General features: G+C 70.3%; 15 protein-coding genes. 6 read left to right on the forward strand and 9 right to left on the reverse strand.

Annotation, left to right across the window (positions count from 1 at the left end; genetic code table 11):
* Positions 1 to 125 precede the first annotated feature (125 nt).
* Positions 126 to 1,973: an HNH endonuclease signature motif containing protein gene (locus tag MTQ12_RS02820; RefSeq protein WP_247423791.1), complete on the reverse strand. Its 1,848-nt coding sequence runs from the start codon at positions 1,971 to 1,973 to the stop codon at positions 126 to 128.
* 404 nt (positions 1,974 to 2,377) lie between these two features.
* Between MTQ12_RS02820 and MTQ12_RS02825 the strand changes: the two genes are divergently transcribed.
* On the forward strand, positions 2,378 to 3,301 hold the full coding sequence (locus MTQ12_RS02825; protein WP_137320113.1) for a carbon-nitrogen hydrolase family protein: 924 nt from the start codon (positions 2,378 to 2,380) through the stop codon (positions 3,299 to 3,301).
* A 36-nt stretch (positions 3,302 to 3,337) separates the two neighbouring features.
* On the opposite strand, the gene MTQ12_RS02830 is transcribed toward MTQ12_RS02825, so the two are convergent.
* Complete coding sequence (locus MTQ12_RS02830; protein ID WP_137320114.1) at positions 3,338 to 3,838, reverse strand: DUF1990 family protein; 501 nt, start codon at positions 3,836 to 3,838, stop codon at positions 3,338 to 3,340.
* A gap of 169 nt (positions 3,839 to 4,007) precedes the next feature.
* Between MTQ12_RS02830 and MTQ12_RS02835 the strand changes: the two genes are divergently transcribed.
* Positions 4,008 to 4,448 (forward strand): RNA-binding S4 domain-containing protein, encoded by a 441-nt coding sequence (locus MTQ12_RS02835; RefSeq protein WP_137320115.1) that lies wholly within the window; start codon positions 4,008 to 4,010, stop codon positions 4,446 to 4,448.
* Positions 4,449 to 4,521: 73 nt separating this feature from the next.
* Here MTQ12_RS02835 and MTQ12_RS02840 read toward each other — a convergent pair whose 3' ends face one another.
* The 4 genes from MTQ12_RS02840 to dxr all read right to left on the reverse strand — a co-directional run bounded on the left by MTQ12_RS02840 (position 4,522) and on the right by dxr (position 9,458).
* Complete coding sequence (locus MTQ12_RS02840; RefSeq protein ID WP_247423792.1) at positions 4,522 to 5,358, reverse strand: DUF4081 domain-containing GNAT family N-acetyltransferase; 837 nt, start codon at positions 5,356 to 5,358, stop codon at positions 4,522 to 4,524.
* A 38-nt stretch (positions 5,359 to 5,396) separates the two neighbouring features.
* Entirely contained in the window at positions 5,397 to 6,545 is a 1,149-nt protein-coding gene (gene ispG / locus MTQ12_RS02845; RefSeq protein WP_247423794.1) for a flavodoxin-dependent (E)-4-hydroxy-3-methylbut-2-enyl-diphosphate synthase, read from the reverse strand.
* A gap of 166 nt (positions 6,546 to 6,711) precedes the next feature.
* Complete coding sequence (locus MTQ12_RS02850; RefSeq protein WP_282599126.1) at positions 6,712 to 8,214, reverse strand: site-2 protease family protein; 1,503 nt, start codon at positions 8,212 to 8,214, stop codon at positions 6,712 to 6,714.
* On the reverse strand, positions 8,211 to 9,458 hold the full coding sequence (gene dxr / locus MTQ12_RS02855) for a 1-deoxy-D-xylulose-5-phosphate reductoisomerase (protein ID WP_247423796.1): 1,248 nt from the start codon (positions 9,456 to 9,458) through the stop codon (positions 8,211 to 8,213). The genes MTQ12_RS02850 and dxr overlap by 4 nt, the downstream gene beginning before the upstream one ends.
* Before the next feature lie 108 nt (positions 9,459 to 9,566).
* Here dxr and MTQ12_RS02860 point away from each other — a divergent pair, with 108 nt between their 5' ends.
* From MTQ12_RS02860 to MTQ12_RS02875, 4 genes are all read left to right on the forward strand, one after another.
* The gene (locus tag MTQ12_RS02860) at positions 9,567 to 10,763 is read left to right on the forward strand and encodes an acyl-CoA dehydrogenase family protein (protein ID WP_137320121.1); all 1,197 of its coding nucleotides are present in this window, start codon (positions 9,567 to 9,569) and stop codon (positions 10,761 to 10,763) included.
* Between the two features lie 142 nt (positions 10,764 to 10,905).
* The gene (locus MTQ12_RS02865; protein WP_247423798.1) at positions 10,906 to 11,421 is read left to right on the forward strand and encodes a DUF664 domain-containing protein; all 516 of its coding nucleotides are present in this window, start codon (positions 10,906 to 10,908) and stop codon (positions 11,419 to 11,421) included.
* A gap of 43 nt (positions 11,422 to 11,464) precedes the next feature.
* Positions 11,465 to 12,397, forward strand: coding sequence for a restriction endonuclease (locus MTQ12_RS02870; protein ID WP_247423799.1), 933 nt, complete (start codon positions 11,465 to 11,467; stop codon positions 12,395 to 12,397).
* 253 nt (positions 12,398 to 12,650) lie between these two features.
* Complete coding sequence (locus MTQ12_RS02875) at positions 12,651 to 13,946, forward strand: acyl-CoA dehydrogenase family protein (RefSeq protein ID WP_247423801.1); 1,296 nt, start codon at positions 12,651 to 12,653, stop codon at positions 13,944 to 13,946.
* Here MTQ12_RS02875 and MTQ12_RS02880 read toward each other — a convergent pair.
* The 3 genes from MTQ12_RS02880 to rlmN are packed head-to-tail and all read right to left on the reverse strand — an operon-like array spanning position 13,880 to position 16,400.
* Positions 13,880 to 14,524: a hypothetical protein gene (locus tag MTQ12_RS02880; RefSeq protein ID WP_247423803.1), complete on the reverse strand. Its 645-nt coding sequence runs from the start codon at positions 14,522 to 14,524 to the stop codon at positions 13,880 to 13,882. The genes MTQ12_RS02875 and MTQ12_RS02880 overlap by 67 nt on opposite strands.
* Positions 14,514 to 15,071 (reverse strand): DivIVA domain-containing protein, encoded by a 558-nt coding sequence (locus tag MTQ12_RS02885; RefSeq protein WP_137320126.1) that lies wholly within the window; start codon positions 15,069 to 15,071, stop codon positions 14,514 to 14,516. Before MTQ12_RS02885 ends, MTQ12_RS02880 begins: the two co-directional genes overlap by 11 nt.
* A gap of 24 nt (positions 15,072 to 15,095) precedes the next feature.
* Positions 15,096 to 16,400 (reverse strand): 23S rRNA (adenine(2503)-C(2))-methyltransferase RlmN, encoded by a 1,305-nt coding sequence (gene rlmN / locus MTQ12_RS02890; RefSeq protein ID WP_247423805.1) that lies wholly within the window; start codon positions 16,398 to 16,400, stop codon positions 15,096 to 15,098.
* Positions 16,401 to 16,408 lie beyond the last annotated feature (8 nt).

Here is a 16,408-nt window from a genome sequence, read left to right on the forward strand (position 1 = left end):
GGTGACGGATCGAGACTGACCGGCCACCGTGCCTGAGGGTCGACGGCTTCAAACCGGCTGCAGTTGCTCGAACTGGTGGCCGCTGGCACCGCCTCCATCCGCGCCCCGGCGACTGATCGCGGTTCTCAGAACGGCGGCGGGTCGTCGTCGGCATGGGTCCAGAGCGCATCGTCATCGCCGTTGCGGCAGGTCCATGGATCGAGCGGCGCAGCGGGCCGACGACGACGACGTTCAGCAGCACTGTCGGGCGAACGATCAGGCCCGGAGCAGAATCGGTGATCATCCGGTCCGGCCCGGTCACCGGGATCCATCGGTCCCGCGCGGTGGTCAGGCTTCTCCTGACCATCCGGGTCATTCGGATCTGCTGGTCCGGAACCACCGGTGGGATCAACCGGCCCGTCACGGCCGCTGGGGTCCGGCAGCCCGAGGACGCGGAGCATCTCGCGGGCCGCTGCCTGGTCGATGACGCGCTCGGCAGAGCGGACCTCGGCAGTGATGCCGTGGGGGAACTCCCACCGTTTCATCCCTCCCGGACCGGTGCGGAGCGTGAGCGTCCTCTCGGTCTTCATGAGGTGGTGCGCCCTGCACAGGGGATGGAGATTCTCCAGATCGGTGCGTCCGCCGGCCGCCGGATCCGCATGATCGAACGGGATCGCGTGGTCGGCGTCGCAGGTCTGGGCCCGCCGGGCGCATCCGGGCGCAGTGCACCAGATCCATTTCTCGTTCATCGTCATCCGGATGCCTCTGGGGATCACGTAGGAGCGAGCGGCCTCGTCGCAGACGGCGCCGGAGACGGGGTCGGTGAGGATCCGATAGAACGTCGAGCTCCGGGACGCGAACCGCTGGGCCATCTCCACCGGAACAGGCCCGCCGTCCGACCAGTGGCCGGGCAGTTCGGCGTGTCCGGTGAGGCTGAGGAATGGGACCGTGACGACGACGGTCGCCTGTCGGCGCAGCCATTCCTGGTTCGTCGGGCAGGTGATGACGACACGGCTCGGCTCGCCCGGCGGACCACCCGGTTCAGAGGCAGGATCGGCAACGGCCTGCGGTGCCACGTCGAAGGCGTCAGTCGCGCCGCCTGTGGTTCGGACGAGCGCCGCGACGAGGTCACCGGCGTCGGCTTCAGCCGCGGAGTCGGCTTCAGCCGCGGAGTCGGCGCGACCGAAGTCGACGGGGTTGAGGACCTCGACCTCGGTGCCGGGCGCGAGCGTGCTCATGAGGTCGAACATCAGTTGCGGCACCGTGCGGTCGTCGACGATCACCGCTCCCGGCGGGAGTTGCTCGCCGAAGGTGCCGGTCTGCGCCCGCGCGATCGCCCGGGCGGTGGCCTCGAGCCGCCGGTGCAGGGCGTAGAGCGGTTCGAGCGGGCCGGTCAGCAGGAGCTTCCCCTCGGAGGGATCGCTGCGCCAGAACTCGACGCGCCGGCGGGTGTGGACGTCCTCGTCGCGGTCGTCATCGTCGGTGAGCAGGCGGATGAGATCGTTGACCGCTCGGCAGTACGACTCCCACGCCAGATCGAGTCGCAGCTCCGCGATCCCGGCGTCGAGCTCGGCGAGCGCGGCATCCCCCAGGCGATGCGCGCGCCGCGCCGCGTACTGCAGACGGTCGAAGCGCATGGTCCCGGTCTCCACGAGCGTGCGGGTGCGATGGAGGCTGAAACAGGCGATGAGTGCGTCTCGGGCGGTCGAGTAGGCGCGGGTGATCGTGGAGTCGAGCACGGCGGCGAGGCACGTGAGATGCTCCCCCGTCATCCGTTCGAGAACCCATTTCGACGTGGACATGGGCTCCGCGGCGAGTTCGGGCGCCGGTTCGGGCTCGAGGTCGAGGCACTCCTCGACGACGGTGTCCGCGATGAGGCGCATCCGCGCAAGCATGAGCCGATCGTAGGCGGGCAGCGAGTCCTGCAGACGCAGCAGCGCCGGGACTCCGTCCGGCGCTCGTGCGCCTGCGGGGTCGGTTCTCGTCGCGGTCATCGGGCTGCTCGCCTCCTCTCCGTGCCTCGGCTGCACCGGTCCTCGTCCAGCGGTCCTGCGACGGCGAACCGGTGCCGTCTGCTCCACCCGCTCCGACCGGTTCGATCGAACGTGCTCCGGGTCCCGCCGAGCGGTGGTGCTTCCGTGATTCCACGCTATCGAGAGGCACGGACACGGAGCGGGTCAAATCAGCAGAAAAACCGCGTTATCCACAACCCGTTCGAAAATAAGTTGAATATTCTTTCCTGTGTTCCATCGATTGTGGACGAACCCGAGGTGCACCTCGGCCCTTCCCCGCACGTCCGGGTGCCGGTGACTGCACCGGTGATGGCACGATGGCAGGAGGACACCGGCACTCGCCGGTCACCCACCGCACTCGACACCACACCATCCGAGGAGTCACCATGACCCGAGTCGCCGTCGTCCAGACCGGTTCCATCCCCTTCGACAGCGCCGCCACCACGGCGAAGATCTGCAGTCTGATCGACGATGCAGCACGGGCCGGGGCGGAGCTCGCGGTGTTCCCGGAAGCCACTCTCGGGACCTATCCGAAGGGTCTGACCTTCGGCGCCCCGGTGGGCCGGCGCACCGATGCCGGCCGGGACGAGTACCAGCGGTACTTCGACAACGCCGTCGCCCTCGACGGCCCGGAGCTCGAGGAGATCGCGGAGGCCGCCCGCCGCACGGGAGTGTTCACGGTGCTGGGGATCATCGAGCGCCTCGGCCAGACGCTCTACTGCACCGCCGTCCACATCGACGCCGAGCACGGCATCGGCGGCCACCACCGCAAGCTCATGCCCACCGGGTCCGAGCGCCTGATCTGGGGATTCGGCGACGGGTCGACCCTGCCGGTCGTCGACTCCCCCGCCGGCAGGACCGGCGCGGTGATCTGCTGGGAGAACTACATGCCGCTGCTCCGGCAGGCGATGTACGCCCAGGGCGTCGAGATCTACTGCGCTCCGACGGTCGACGATCGCGACACCTGGCAGCACACCATGGCCCACATCGCGATGGAGGGCCGCTGCTTCGTCCTCTCCGCGTGCCAGGCGATCCGCGCGGAGGACTTCGGGGACGACTACGCGAGCGTGCTCGAGCCGAACGAGGCCGGCTGGCTGATCCGCGGCGGCTCGGCGATCTACGGCCCCACCGGCGAACTGCTCGCCGGCCCCGTCTACGACGAGGAGACGATCCTCACCGCCGAGGTCGACGTCACCGCCCGCTCCCGCACCACCTACGACTTCGACCCGGTCGGGCACTACTCCCGGCCCGACGTCTTCGAACTCACCGTCGACACCCGACCCCGGCCCGGCGTCGAGTTCACCGGCTGAGCGGGGCCGCGCCCCCCGCGAGCCGGATCGTCCCGGTCAGCCCGGCCGGCGCAGGGCGGCGCGGTAGCGGCGGCGCACCACCTGCTGGGCGACGAGCAGTGCCGGGTACAGCGGCCGCCAGAACCCGGCCGGGGCGGGCCGGGTGAGGGAGCGGATCGTCAGCCGCACCTCGGGTCCGGCCCGGTGGACGATGAACGCCTCCTCGCCGTCGAGCGGATGGCCGGGGCGGGTGCGGTAGGCGAAGCCCACCCGATCCGCCGCGCGGACGACCTCGACCACCTCGACCGGTTCGACGACCGTGATCCCGAGCAGGCCGGCGGTGACCGTCGGGCGTGCGCCGACGACCGCCTCGGCGGCGGGCGCCACCCGGAACCCGCTGCGCGTCTTCACGGTCCAGCGGAGGACCTCGGTGCTCGCACGGTCCCACATCGCCTGGCCGCGCCCGATGACCGAGGTGGACTCGTGGGCGCGCAGGCCTCGCGGCGGTGTCCAGTCGATGAGGGCGGGTGCGGTGAGGCTCACCGGTGGTGGAGTCATGCACCCAGTCTCTCAACTCCGCGGACGCATCCGCCCCTTCCGAGTCTGCCGCGGGCAGCCGGTGGGCTGCCAGGCATCCGCATCACTGCCGGCGCGGGGACGGCCGGCCGGGCCGCCCCATGCCGCTCCGAGCTGTCCTCGGCTCTGCGGAGAACCGTAGACTCGACCCATGCCCGAACCCCGTTTCGACTCCAGCGAATCCCAGCGCATCGACGTCTGGCTGTGGGCCGTGCGGATGTTCCGGACCCGGTCGGCGGCGACCACGGCGTGCCGGGGCGGGCACGTGCAGCTCGACGGCCAGCGGGTCAAGGCCTCGCAGAAGGTGCGGATCGGTCAGGAGGTCCGGGTGCGTCGAACCGGATTCGAGAAGATCCTCCGCATCACCGCCCTCCTCGACACGCGCGGCGGTGCGCCGATCGCCCAGCAGTGCTACGAGGACCTCACGCCCCCGCCGGATCCGACCCTGCGCGGATGGGTGCCGCGACGCGACAAGGGCACCGGGCGGCCGACGAAGAAGGACCGGCGCGCGCTCGAGGCCCTGCGCGGACGGGACCGGTCCGGCGCCGAGGCGCCCGGTGAGTTCCGCTTCGACCCGCGGGAGGACGACTGACGCTGCTGTCGCGTGAGATTGCGATGGTTCGCGGAATCGTTCCCAGGAACCTTCGAGAATTGCACTCTGGGATTCAGTAGATGATCGTGGCGAAGCAGCCGCGCTGGGAGTAGCCGGCGGCGGCGTAGGTGCGCAGCGCCGGGGCGTTGAAGGCATTGACGTAGAGGCTGACGACGGGCGCCACGGTGCGCCGGACGTGGTCGGTGACGGCGACCATGCCGGGCGCGGCGAGCCCGCGGCCGCGGAGCGCCGGGTGCACCCACACCCCTTGGATCTGCACCGCCGTGTCCGAGCGGATGCCGATGTCGGCCTTGAACACGACCTGCCGCGCGGAGTTCTGCGCCGGCCAGCGGGGCAGCGGCTCGCCGTCCGGCCCGCGCTCGGCGGTGTAGAGCAGGGTGGAGCCGCTGGCGAGGTTCGAGCGGACCTTGCTCAGGTACCCCGCGGACCCGTTCTCCACCGGGGAGAACCCGACCTCCTCGGTGAACATCTCGACGGCCGCCGCGTAGGCCTCGCTGACGTCCTCGAGGTCCCCGACCCGCACCTCGGCGGCGGGTGCCACGCGGGGTTGCCGGTCGGCGACCATGAACGGCTGGTCGGCGCGCACGCTGCGGGCCGGGCCCCAGCGCAGGCGCCGGTGGAGGTCGATGACCGGCCGGTGGTCGCCGATGATCGAACAGGCGAAGCGGCCGCGCGAGTTGAGCATGTCGGCGACGAGCGCGTTGGTGCGCGGGGTCGCGCCGAGCGAGATGATGCTGCCGCCGATCCAGTAGGCGGCGACCGGCTCGTCCCCGTCGAACACCCCGTACAGGGTCCCGGACGGGGACGACACCTGCGCGCTGCGGGTGAGCTCGAGCAGACTGGCGAGGAACACGTGCTGGGCGGGGTCGGCCTCGGTGAGCCTGCTCAACCAGTCGGTGTGCTCGTGGCCGAGCCGGGCCAGCCGCATCAGCCGACGACCACCTCGGCCGGACCCGACGGAGCCTCCATCTCCTCGGCGATGCGCATGGCCTCTTCGATGAGGGTCTCGACGATCTCGGACTCCGGCACGGTCTTGATGACCTCGCCCTTGACGAAGATCTGCCCCTTGCCGTTGCCGCTGGCCACGCCGAGGTCGGCTTCGCGCGCCTCACCGGGCCCGTTGACCACGCATCCCATGACTGCCACCCGGAGCGGCACCTCCATGCCCTCGAGACCGGCGGTGACCTTGTCGGCGAGCGTGTAGACGTCGACCTGGGCGCGGCCGCACGAGGGGCACGACACGATCTCGAGCTTCCGCGGGCGCAGGTTGAGGGATTCGAGGATCTGGTTGCCGACCTTGATCTCCTCGACGGGCGGCGCGGACAGGGAGACGCGGATGGTGTCGCCGATCCCCTGGCTCAGCAGCGCGCCGAACGCGGTGGCGGACTTGATCGTGCCCTGGAACGCGGGCCCGGCCTCGGTCACGCCGAGGTGCAGCGGCCAGTCGCCGGCCTCGGCGAGCAGCTCGTAGGCGCGCACCATGACGACCGGGTCGTTGTGCTTCACGGAGATCTTGAAGTCGTGGAAGTCGTGCTCCTCGAACAGGGAGGCCTCCCACACCGCCGACTCGACGAGCGCCTCCGGCGTGGCCTTGCCATACTTCTCCATGATCCGCTTGTCGAGGGAGCCGGCGTTGACGCCGATCCGGATCGACACGCCCGCATCCGCGGCGGCCCGGGAGATCTCCTTGACCTGATCGTCGAACTTGCGGATGTTGCCCGGGTTGACGCGGACCGCCGCGCAGCCGGCGTCGATCGCGGCGTACACGTACTTGGGCTGGAAGTGGATGTCGGCGATGACCGGGATCTGGCTCTTCGCCGCGATCGCCGGCAGGGCCTCGGCGTCGTCCGCGCTCGGGCAGGCGACGCGCACGATGTCGCAGCCGGCCGCGGTGAGCTCCGCGATCTGCTGGAGGGTGGCGTTGATGTCGGTGGTCTTCGTCGTCGTCATCGACTGGACGCTCACCGGGGATTCGGACCCCACGCCCACCGAGCCGACCTTGATCTGGCGGGTCTGCCGGCGAGGTGCGAGCACCGGGGGCGGAGCGGCGGGCATTCCGAGGTTGACCGAGGTCACGAGTTTCCCTTCGACGGCTGCAGTGCGCCCGAACCTGGGCGCATGACACTGCTTCCATCGTAGCCCCCGCGATTGCAGGGAACCTGAACGGCGGAGGTCGCGCAGATCACAGAACAGGAGACGGCGCCCGCTCCCGACCGCACCCGATGACGCCGCGGAGGAGCAGCTAGCCGAACAGGATGACCGGTTTGACGATGTCGACGTAGAGGAGCAGCGCGGTCATGCACAGGAGCACCCCGACGACGACATAGGTCAGCGGCAGCAGGCGGGCGGTGTCGAAGGGGCCGATGATCCCCCGTCCGCGTGCGAGGTTGATCCGGCGCCGGGCCCCTTCGTAGAGCGCGACGGCGATGTGTCCGCCGTCGAGCGGGAGCAGCGGCACCATGTTGAACGCGAAGAGGAAGAGGTTGAGGGAGCCCAGGAGCGACAGCCCGACCTGCGCCTTCTCGACGACCTCGAGCTGCTCGGTGCTCACGATCTCACCGGCCACGCGGCCCACCCCGACCATGCCGATCGGCCCCTCCGGGTCGCGCTCGGCATCGCTGAAGGCGACCCCGCCGATCTCGACGAGCTTCTCCGGCAGGGTGAAGAGCGCGGTGAAGGTCTGGCCGATCATGCCGGCCATCTCACCGGGGAACTCGGCGAGCGCCATCGGGCGGCGCTCCTGTGTCGGGCTCACGCCGAGGAAGCCGGTGGTCTCCGTGGCCGGGGTGCCGGTCTCGTCGACGATCGGGGCACCGGATTCGTCGAGGACGGGGCGCTCGGTGGCGATGATCGGCACCTCGATGTCGGACTGGTGGCCGTCGCGCATGACGCGGACCGGCACGGTGTCCCCTGCGGAGGCGCGGACCGCCGCGGACAGCTCCTCCCACGACTGCGTGGCCTCCCCGTCGATCGCGACGATCACGTCGCCGGGCTTGATGCCGACCTCCCAGGCCGGAGTGAGCGGATCGCCCTCGCGGCAGGTGCTGCGCTCCTCGGCGGGGCGCTTCGCCGCCTCCGAGGCGGGCACTGCGCACTCGACGACGGTCGCCACCGTGGTCGTCGGCTGGACGACGCCGAACCCCAGCATCACGACCGCCATGATGAGGATGCCGAGGACGAGGTTGACCGCCGGGCCGCCGAACATCACGACGAGGCGTTTGGGGACGGACAGCGCGTAGAAGGTGCGACGCTCCTCGCCGGGTCCGATCTCCTGGTTGGAGAACTCGCGGGCGTCGGCCATGCTCCGCTCGAACAGCCGACCGCGGCGCCGGCACTCCCGGCGCGGTGGGTCCCCCGCGGTGAGCGCGGTGCCGGGGTGCCCGGAAGCGCCTGCCCCGGTCTCCACGGAGCCCTCGGCGCTCTCCCTGAGGCTGGCGTCGGCGGTGACGATCTCCTCGGCGTCGTCGGCCCCGCCCAGCTGCTCGGCGCGGGCGCTCGTCGCCTCGAGCGGCGGGTACATGCCGGGCATCGCGATGAAGCCGCCGAGCGGGAACGCCTTGATCCCGTACTCGGTCTCCCCGCGCCGGCGCGAGAACAGGGTGGGGCCGAAGCCGACCATGTAGTGGGTGACCTTGACCCCGAACCGCTTGGCGGGGATGAGGTGGCCGAGCTCGTGGAGCGCGATCGAGAGGCTGATCCCGACGATGAAGAGGACGACACCGAGGGCGTAGAGCAGCGGTGTCATCGGACGGCCCGCTCCTGCTCGGCCCCGGCCTGGGCGATCCAGTCCCGGGCGTGGTCCCGGGCGCGGGAGTCGGCGGCGAGCACGGAGTCCACGGTGAGCACGCCGGCGGCCGCGGGCGCGTCCCCGGTGAGCGCGTCGAGCGCGGCGGCGATCCCGGCCGAGATCTGCGGGAACGTCACCCGGCCGGCATGGAAGGCCTCGACGAGCACCTCGTTCGCGGCGTTGTACACCGCCGGGGCGGTGTGCCCGAGGCGGCCGGCGCGGTAAGCGAGGTCGAGGGCCGGGAACGCGGCGGAGTCGACGGGTTCGAAGGTCCAGGAGGTGGGCGTCGTCCAGTCGTTGGGCGCGGTCGCGCCCGGGACGCGGCGGGTCGTGCCGTCGGTGCCGGTGCCGAGCGCGTAGGCGATGGGCAGGCGCATGTCCGGCGGCGACACCTGGGCGAGCGTCGAGCCGTCGATGTACTCGACCATCGAGTGGATCTGGGACTGCGGGTGGACGACGACGTCGATCCGGTCGTAGTCGATGCCGAACAGCAGGTGGGCCTCGATGACCTCGAGGCCCTTGTTGACGAGCGTCGCGGAGTTCGTGGTGATGACGGTGCCCATGTTCCACGTCGGGTGGACGAGCGCCTGAGCGGGGGTGACGGATTCGAGCTCGGTGGGGCTCATACCGCGGAAGGGCCCGCCCGAAGCGGTGATGACGAGGCGCTCGACCTCGCCGGCCCGGCCGGCGCGCAGGGCCTGGGCGATCGCGGAGTGCTCGCTGTCGACCGGGATGAGCCGGGCCCCGGAGCGGGCGGCGGCGTCGAGCACGACCGGGCCGCCGACGATGAGCGACTCCTTGTTCGCGAGCGCGACGTCCGTGCCGGCCTCGAGTGCGGCGAGCGTGCTGCGCAGACCCACGGCACCGGTGACGGCGTTGAGCACGACGTCGGCGTCCGCGGCGGCGATCCGCTCGCTCGCCTCGGGCCCGAGCTCGATCGCTTCGACCCGGTCGGGCAGGCCCTGGCGGGCGGCCTCGTGGGCGAGCATGTCCCGGATCGTCGCCTCGCCGGCGTCCCCGGGGTCGGCGAGTCCGATCCGGCGCGCACCGAGGCGCACCGCCTGCTCGACGAGGAGCACGCGGTTCGACCCGGCGGCCAGCGCGCTCACCGCGAACCGGTCCGGGTTCGCGGTGACGACGTCGATGGCCTGGGTGCCCACGGACCCTGTGGTCCCGATTACACTGATAGTACGAACGCTCACGCTGACCGATGATGTCACTGAATCCTTAGAGGACAGTGAAGTCCCTGCGTCATGCATGTCGTGAGCCGAGTGTGTTCCGCCCCGATCGTCGAACAGAAGGACCCCGTGATGAGCACAGTGCAGACCCCCGATCAGATCCTCGGCATCGATTCCGTCTTCTCCAAGGAGGATCGCGAGTTCGCCGGTGTCCTCCGCAAGTGGCTCGACGAGAACGTGCGCGACAAGATCGGCGACTACTACCTCGAGGGGACCATCCCGGCCCGCGAGCTCGCCGAGGGCCTGGGCGAGCTCGGTGTGCTCGGCATGCACCTCGAGGGCTACGGCTGCGCCGGCACCACCGCCACCCAGTACGGGCTGGCGTGCCGCGAGCTCGAGGCGATCGACTCCGGTCTGCGCTCGCTCGTGAGCGTGCAGGGCTCGCTCGCGATGTTCGCCATCCACCACTGGGGCTCCGAGGACCAGAAGAACGAGTGGCTGCCGCAGATGGCCGCCGGCAAGGCGATCGGCTGCTTCGGCCTCACCGAGCCCGACGTCGGCTCCGATCCGGCCGGCATGAAGACCACGGCGAAGAAGGACGGCAGCGACTGGGTGCTCAACGGCGCCAAGATGTGGATCACCAACTCCCCGGTGTCCGACGTCATGGTCGTGTGGGCGAAGACCGAGGAGCTCGACGACAAGGGCAAGAACATCGTCCGCGGGTTCGTCATCCCGACGAACACCCCCGGCGTCGAGGTGCCCAAGATCCAGCGCAAGCTCTCGCTGCGCGCCTCGATCACCGGTGAGATCGTGCTCGACAACGTGCGCCTGCCGGAATCCGCGATGCTGCCGAAGGCCAAGGGCCTGCGCGGTCCGCTGTCCTGCCTGTCCGAGGCGCGGTTCGGGATCGTGTTCGGCGTCACCGGCGCCGCCCGCGACGCCCTCCAGTCCGCGATCGAGTACACCGGCACCCGCATCCAGTTCGAGCGCCCGCTGTCCTCGTTCCAGATCACCCAGCAGAAGCTCGCGAAGGCGCTCGGCCAGTACTCGCAGATCACTCTGCTCGCCAAGCACATCGGCGAGCTCAAGGACACCGTCGGCGTGCGCCCGGAGCAGATCAGCCTCGGCAAGATGGTCACCGTGGACACCGCGATGAACATCTGCCGCGACCTCCGCGCGCTGTTCGGCGGCTCGGGCATCACGAGCGAGTACCCGCCGCTGCGCCACGCGATCAACCTCGAGACCGTCCTCACCTACGAGGGTACGCACGAGGTCCACCAGCTCACGCTGGGTCGCGCGATGACCGGGATCAACGCCTTCGCGAACTGATCCGCGGCTCGCACCGCGCGCACCCGCCCAGCGCTGATCCGCACCTGCGGACCAGCACTCGCACCGCACCCGACCGGGGCGTCGACCTCCGGGTCGGCGCCCCGGTCCGGTCCCCACCACCCGTTCCACGAAGGAGATCACTGTGGACATCAGCGCACTGCTCATCGACGCCTACGACCGCGCCGTCACCGGGTGCCGGGGGATCCTCGAGGGGATCGACACCGACACCCTGCATGCCCGACTCACCGAGAACAGCAACTCGATCGCATGGCTCGTGTGGCACATCGCGCGCGAGCAGGACCTGCAGATCGCCCACCTCGCCGGCCGCGAGCAGGTGTGGACCGCCGCGGGCTGGGCGAAGCGGTTCGACCGCGGGGCCGAGGACTTCGGCTTCGGGGACTCCCCGGAGCAGGTGGCGGCGTTCCGCGCCGACGGGCCGGAGGAGCTGCTCGGCTACCTCGATGCCGTGCGCGAGGCGGCCGTCGCCTACCTCCGCACGCTCACGGCGGACGACCTCGCCGAGGTCATCGACGACTCCTACGACCCACCGGTCACCCGCGGAGTGCGCATCGTGTCGATCATCGACGACGCCGCCCAGCACACCGGCCAGGCGGCCTTCATCCGCGGTGCCCTCGGCTGGGACGCCGAGCGGCCGTGATGAAGTCACCGCACGATCGAGCTGGAAGGCCGACACGAGAACAATGACCGAGCTGCCCGAACAGTCCGAGGTCCCGATCTGGCCGAGGTTCATCCCGCACGTCTTGCAGGTCCTGTCCGACGGGTCGATCGTTCGTCGACGCGATCTCGTCGCACGTGTTCTCGACTCCGCAGAACTCTCCGAAAGTGCTCGGGCAGAACGCATCGCAGTCGGTGATGGTCGCGCAGACAACCGTGTCGGCTGGGCTCTGACCAACCTCTTCAAAGCGGGATGGGTCGAACGCCCGGAACGGGCGAAGTACCGCATCACTCCCGACGGACTGAAGTGGTTGCGCGAGAACCCCGACGCCGAACCGGATTTCGGAGATGCGAACCGGCTCTTCAAGGAGTACTGGCCTCACACTCAGCCGCAGCACGGCGAATCTGCCGGCATCATTGCAGACGCAGCCACCGAATCCGAGATCTCGCCGATCGAACAGATCGAGTCGGGGATAGCACGCATCACGGAGGAGGTCGCCGACGATTTGTTGACGCGCCTTCGGGACAGTGATCCCTCCTTCTTCGAGGACGCCGTCGTCCGGCTGCTCCTCGCGATGGGTTACGGCGGCGCCGAGCAGCGGGGGAAACGCATCGGCGGAACAGGCGACGGCGGGGTCGACGGCGTCATCGATCAGGATGCGCTGGGCCTGGAACGGATCTATGTCCAAGCGAAGCGCTATGCGGCGCACAACTCGGTCGGGCGCGAAGCGATCCAGGCATTCATCGGGGCACTGCATGGTCTGGGTGCGAATCGCGGGATCTTCCTCACCACGAGCACTTTCACACGTCAGGCATTGGATTATGCGGAGCAGATTCCCACTCGGATCGTGCTCGTCGATGGGACACGGCTGGTCTCGCTCATGGTCGCGTATCGGGTGGGAGTGCAGACCACTCAGACCTACCACGTGGTCGAGGTCGACGAGGACTTCTTCGAATAAGGGATCATCTGGCCCCGATGACGCGTGTCAGCGGATGACGTGATGTGAATGGGCGCGTCGGCCCGGGTCGGCGGATGACGGCGGGCCGGCGGTCCGGGCGCACGGGATCCTAACGTGGCGGCAACCGCTGCGAAAGGATCCCGTCATCATGACCGCCTCGACCACCACAGTCCGCTCCCCCGAATCACGCTCCACTGCCCCGCATGCCCCTGGTATCCCTACCACCGGCTCCCCGACTGCTGACCGTTCCCCGGTGAGCGACGGTCCCCCAGCCGTTCCTCCCACAGCGACGACCACAGAGCTGCGCGCACGCTTCGCCCCGGTGTTCGAGCAGATCGCCGCCGGTGCGCTCGAGCGCGAGCGGACGCGCACGCTGCCGCACGCGGAGATCCGCGCGCTCGCCGAGGCGGGGTTCGGCCGGCTCCGGCTGCCGCACGATGTCGGCGGCTTCGGCGCCTCGATCCCGCAGCTCGCCGCGCTGCTCGTCGACCTCGCCACCGCGGATTCGAACTGCGCCCAGATCTGGCGCGGGCACATCGCCTTCGTCGAGGACCTGCTCGTCACCCCGCACACCGGGTTCCGCGACCGCTGGCTCCCCCGGATCACTGCGGGTGCGGTGATCGGCAACGCGTGGACGGAGATCGGGGACGTCGAGCGCGGCACCCTGCGCACCCGCATCCGCACCCGCGATGAGGTCGCCGAGGTCACCGGGGAGAAGTTCTACTCCACTGGCTCGATCTACGCCGACTACGCGGACACCACCGTCGCCGATGACGCCGGTGTGCGCCACGTCGCGCTCATCCCGCTCGACCAGCCCGGGGTCGAGGTGAGCGACGACTGGGACGGGTTCGGCCAGCGTCTCACCGGCACCGGTACCACCCGCTTCACTGCAACCCGCCTCGATCCGCGCGATGTCATCCCCTTCTCCGACCGCTTCCGCTACCAGTCCGCGCTCTACCAGCTCGTGCTCCTTGCCACCCAGGCCGGGATCGCGACGGCGGTCGCCCGAGATGCCGCCTGCGCCGTCGCCGCGCGCGAGCGCTCCTACAGCCACGGGAATGCTGACCGGGTGCGCGACGACCCGCAGATCCTCCAGATCATCGGCGAGGCCGAGGCCGCAGCCTTCACCGCCCGCGCGGTGGTCGCGAGCGCGGCCGAAGCCGTCCAGCGCGCACACGACACCGCCCTCCCCGGAGTCCCCAAGACAGCCTCGGAAACCGACACCGAGCAGAGCTCCGACGCGGACACCGCGGCGAATCACGCGGCGACACTCGCCGTCTCCCAGGCCCAGGTCGCCCTCACCCGGCTGGTGCCGGAGGCGGCCGGCAGGGTGTTCGACGCGCTCGGGTCCTCCGCGGTGCGGGAGGCGGCCGGGCTCGACCGCCACTGGCGCAATGCGCGCACGGTCGGCTCCCACAACCCGTGGGTCTACAAGGCCCGCCTCGTCGGGGACCACACCGTCAACGGCACGGCGCCGGAATATCAGTTCGCGATCGGCACAGTGAGCACAGAGGCCGGGGACTCCGCGACGGCAAGCGCCGGCACCTGAGCCCCGTCCTCACGGGCGATGACGACGAGGTCGGCCGGGAGTTCGGCGGCCGCCGCCGGTTCGATCCGGGCATCGCGCATCACCGGGTCGAGATCGACGGGCGCGGCGAGCACGCCGTCCTCACCGCGAGCGGCGACGGCGACTCCCTCGAAGCCGCTCAGCAACCGACGGACCGGCTTGTCGAAGGCCCGGTGGACGTCGCGCACCGATGCGCTCCGGCCTGTCACGAGCTCGACGTCGACCGGTGCGGAGGCGTCCTCGACGAGTCTCCCGCCCACCCGGACGACGGCGAGGCGGGCGAGTACCGCAGCGGGCTCGGGCACCTCGGCGGCGATCCGCACGGGCACGTCCGGTCCGACGCCGAGCAGGCGCAGGATCCCGGCGAGCTTGGCGACCCGGTCGAGGGCCACCTCATGGGTGAAGAACCCCTCTGCGTCGTGCTCCGACTCGAGGAAGGGCTCGTCGGCCCGGCCGAGGACGATGGGATGGTCGAGCAGCTCGTAGACAGGGTTGAGGGTGCCCGGGTGATCGGGCGCGATCGCGCCGGGCCGGCGGAACCAGTGGATCTCAGTCGACACTGGACATGACCTCGACGACCCGGTCGATGAACGCGTCGACCTGGTCCTCGTCGTAGGCCCGCTCGCCCTTGCGCACCCGGAACAGCACGCGCCGCACCTCGTCGACGCTCATCGCCTGCCCCTGCGTGAAGTAGCCGTTGATGCGGTCGCAGAGCTCGTCGACCTCGGCGATGTCGTAGCCGATGATGCCCTTCTCCGGGTGGTTGAAGCGCTCCCCTGCCGGGCGGGTGAGACGGCCGCGCAGGGAAGCGGCGGCGCGGGTGAGCTCCTGCACCCAGGAGTCCTGACCGGAGCGCTCGACCAGCCGGTCGCGCGCCCGCTTGGCGAAGGCGTCCTCGAGCCGGTCGAGGGCGGCATCGACGACGCCCACGTGGTAGCCCTTGCGGGTGAGATCGAAGCCCACGGTGCGCACCGCACGCGCATCGAGATCGCCGGGCTGCGGCGACTCGCGCTCGAAGGATTCGCGGGCGCGCTTGAAGAAGCTGTCGACCTGCACCGGGTCGTAGCCGTTCTTCCACCCCGACATCCTGGGGAAGTTCGTGTCCACCGTGGTCCTCTCCTCAGTCCTAGCTCACTGCGCCGCGGCCAGCTGCCCGCACGCCCCGTCGATGTCCTTGCCGCGCGTGTCCCGGATCGTCGTCGGCACGCCGGCGTCCTGCAGGCGTCGTACGAACTCGGCGGCGACGGCCGGCTCGGAGGCCGTCCACACCGAGCCGGGGGTCGGGTTGAGCGGGATCGGGTTGACGTGCACCCAGCCCCGTCCGCGCGCGTTGAGCTTCTTCGCCAGCAGCTCGGCCCGCCAGGCGTGGTCGTTCATGTCCTTGATGAGCGCGTACTCGATGCTCACCCGGCGCCCGGTGGTGCGATAGTAGTTGTAGGCCGCGTCGATCGCCTCGTCGGCCTTCCACCGGGTGTTCACCGGGATCATCTCGTCGCGCAGGCCGTCGTCCGGAGCGTGGAGGCTGAGCGCGAAGGTCACCGGGATCTCCTCCGCGGCGAGCTTGTTGATGCCGGGCACGAGTCCCACCGTGGAGATCGTGATGCGCCTGGCACCCATCCCCAGACCCGCCGGGGCCGGCTCGACGAACCGGCGCACCGCACCCATGACGCGCTTGTAGTTGGCGAGCGGCTCGCCCATCCCCATGAACACGATGTTCGTCACCCGTTCGGCGGCGCCGGGACCGGATCCCGGACCCGGGGCGCCCGCGGGCTCCCGGCCCTGCTCCTCGTCGGCCTCGGAGCCGACGGCGGCAGCCGGGTTGCCGAGCATGTCGGAGTCCTCACCGGAGGTGTCGGCCAGCTCGCCGGCGGCGATGACCTGATTGGCGCGGATGACCTGTTCGACGATCTCCGCACTCGACATGTTGCGGGTGAGCCCCTGCTGGCCGGTGGCGCAGAACGGGCAGTTCATGCCGCAGCCGCACTGCGAGGACACGCACAGGGTGATCCGGTTGCGGTAGCGCATGAGCACCGATTCGACGAGCGCACCGTCGAACAGCCGCCACAGGAACTTGATCGTGTCGCCGTTCTTGGTCCGCAGCCGGTGGACCTCGGTGAGCAGTGGCGGGAAGAAGCGTTCGACGAGCTCGGCCCGGCGGTCCTTGGGCAGGTCGGTCATCGCCTCGGGGTCCGTGGTGTGGTGGACGAAGTAGTGGGTGGAGAGCTGCTTGGCGCGGAAGCCGGGCAGTCCCATCTCCTTGACCACGGCGGTCCGCTCGTCCATCGTCATGTCGGCGAGGTGCTGTGGCGGCTGGCTGACGCGCGGGGACCGGAAGTTCAGCAGCGGCCGGCCGTCGCGGGTGGGCGTGCGCGAGGTCGTCCCGTCGGGGTTCTCGACGACGGGGCGGACCTGTCTGCGGGGCGGGTTCTCAGTCATGTGCCCTC

Source organism: Brevibacterium sp. R8603A2, assembly GCF_023072605.1.
Taxonomy (GTDB): Bacteria; Actinomycetota; Actinomycetes; order Actinomycetales; family Brevibacteriaceae; genus Brevibacterium; species Brevibacterium pityocampae.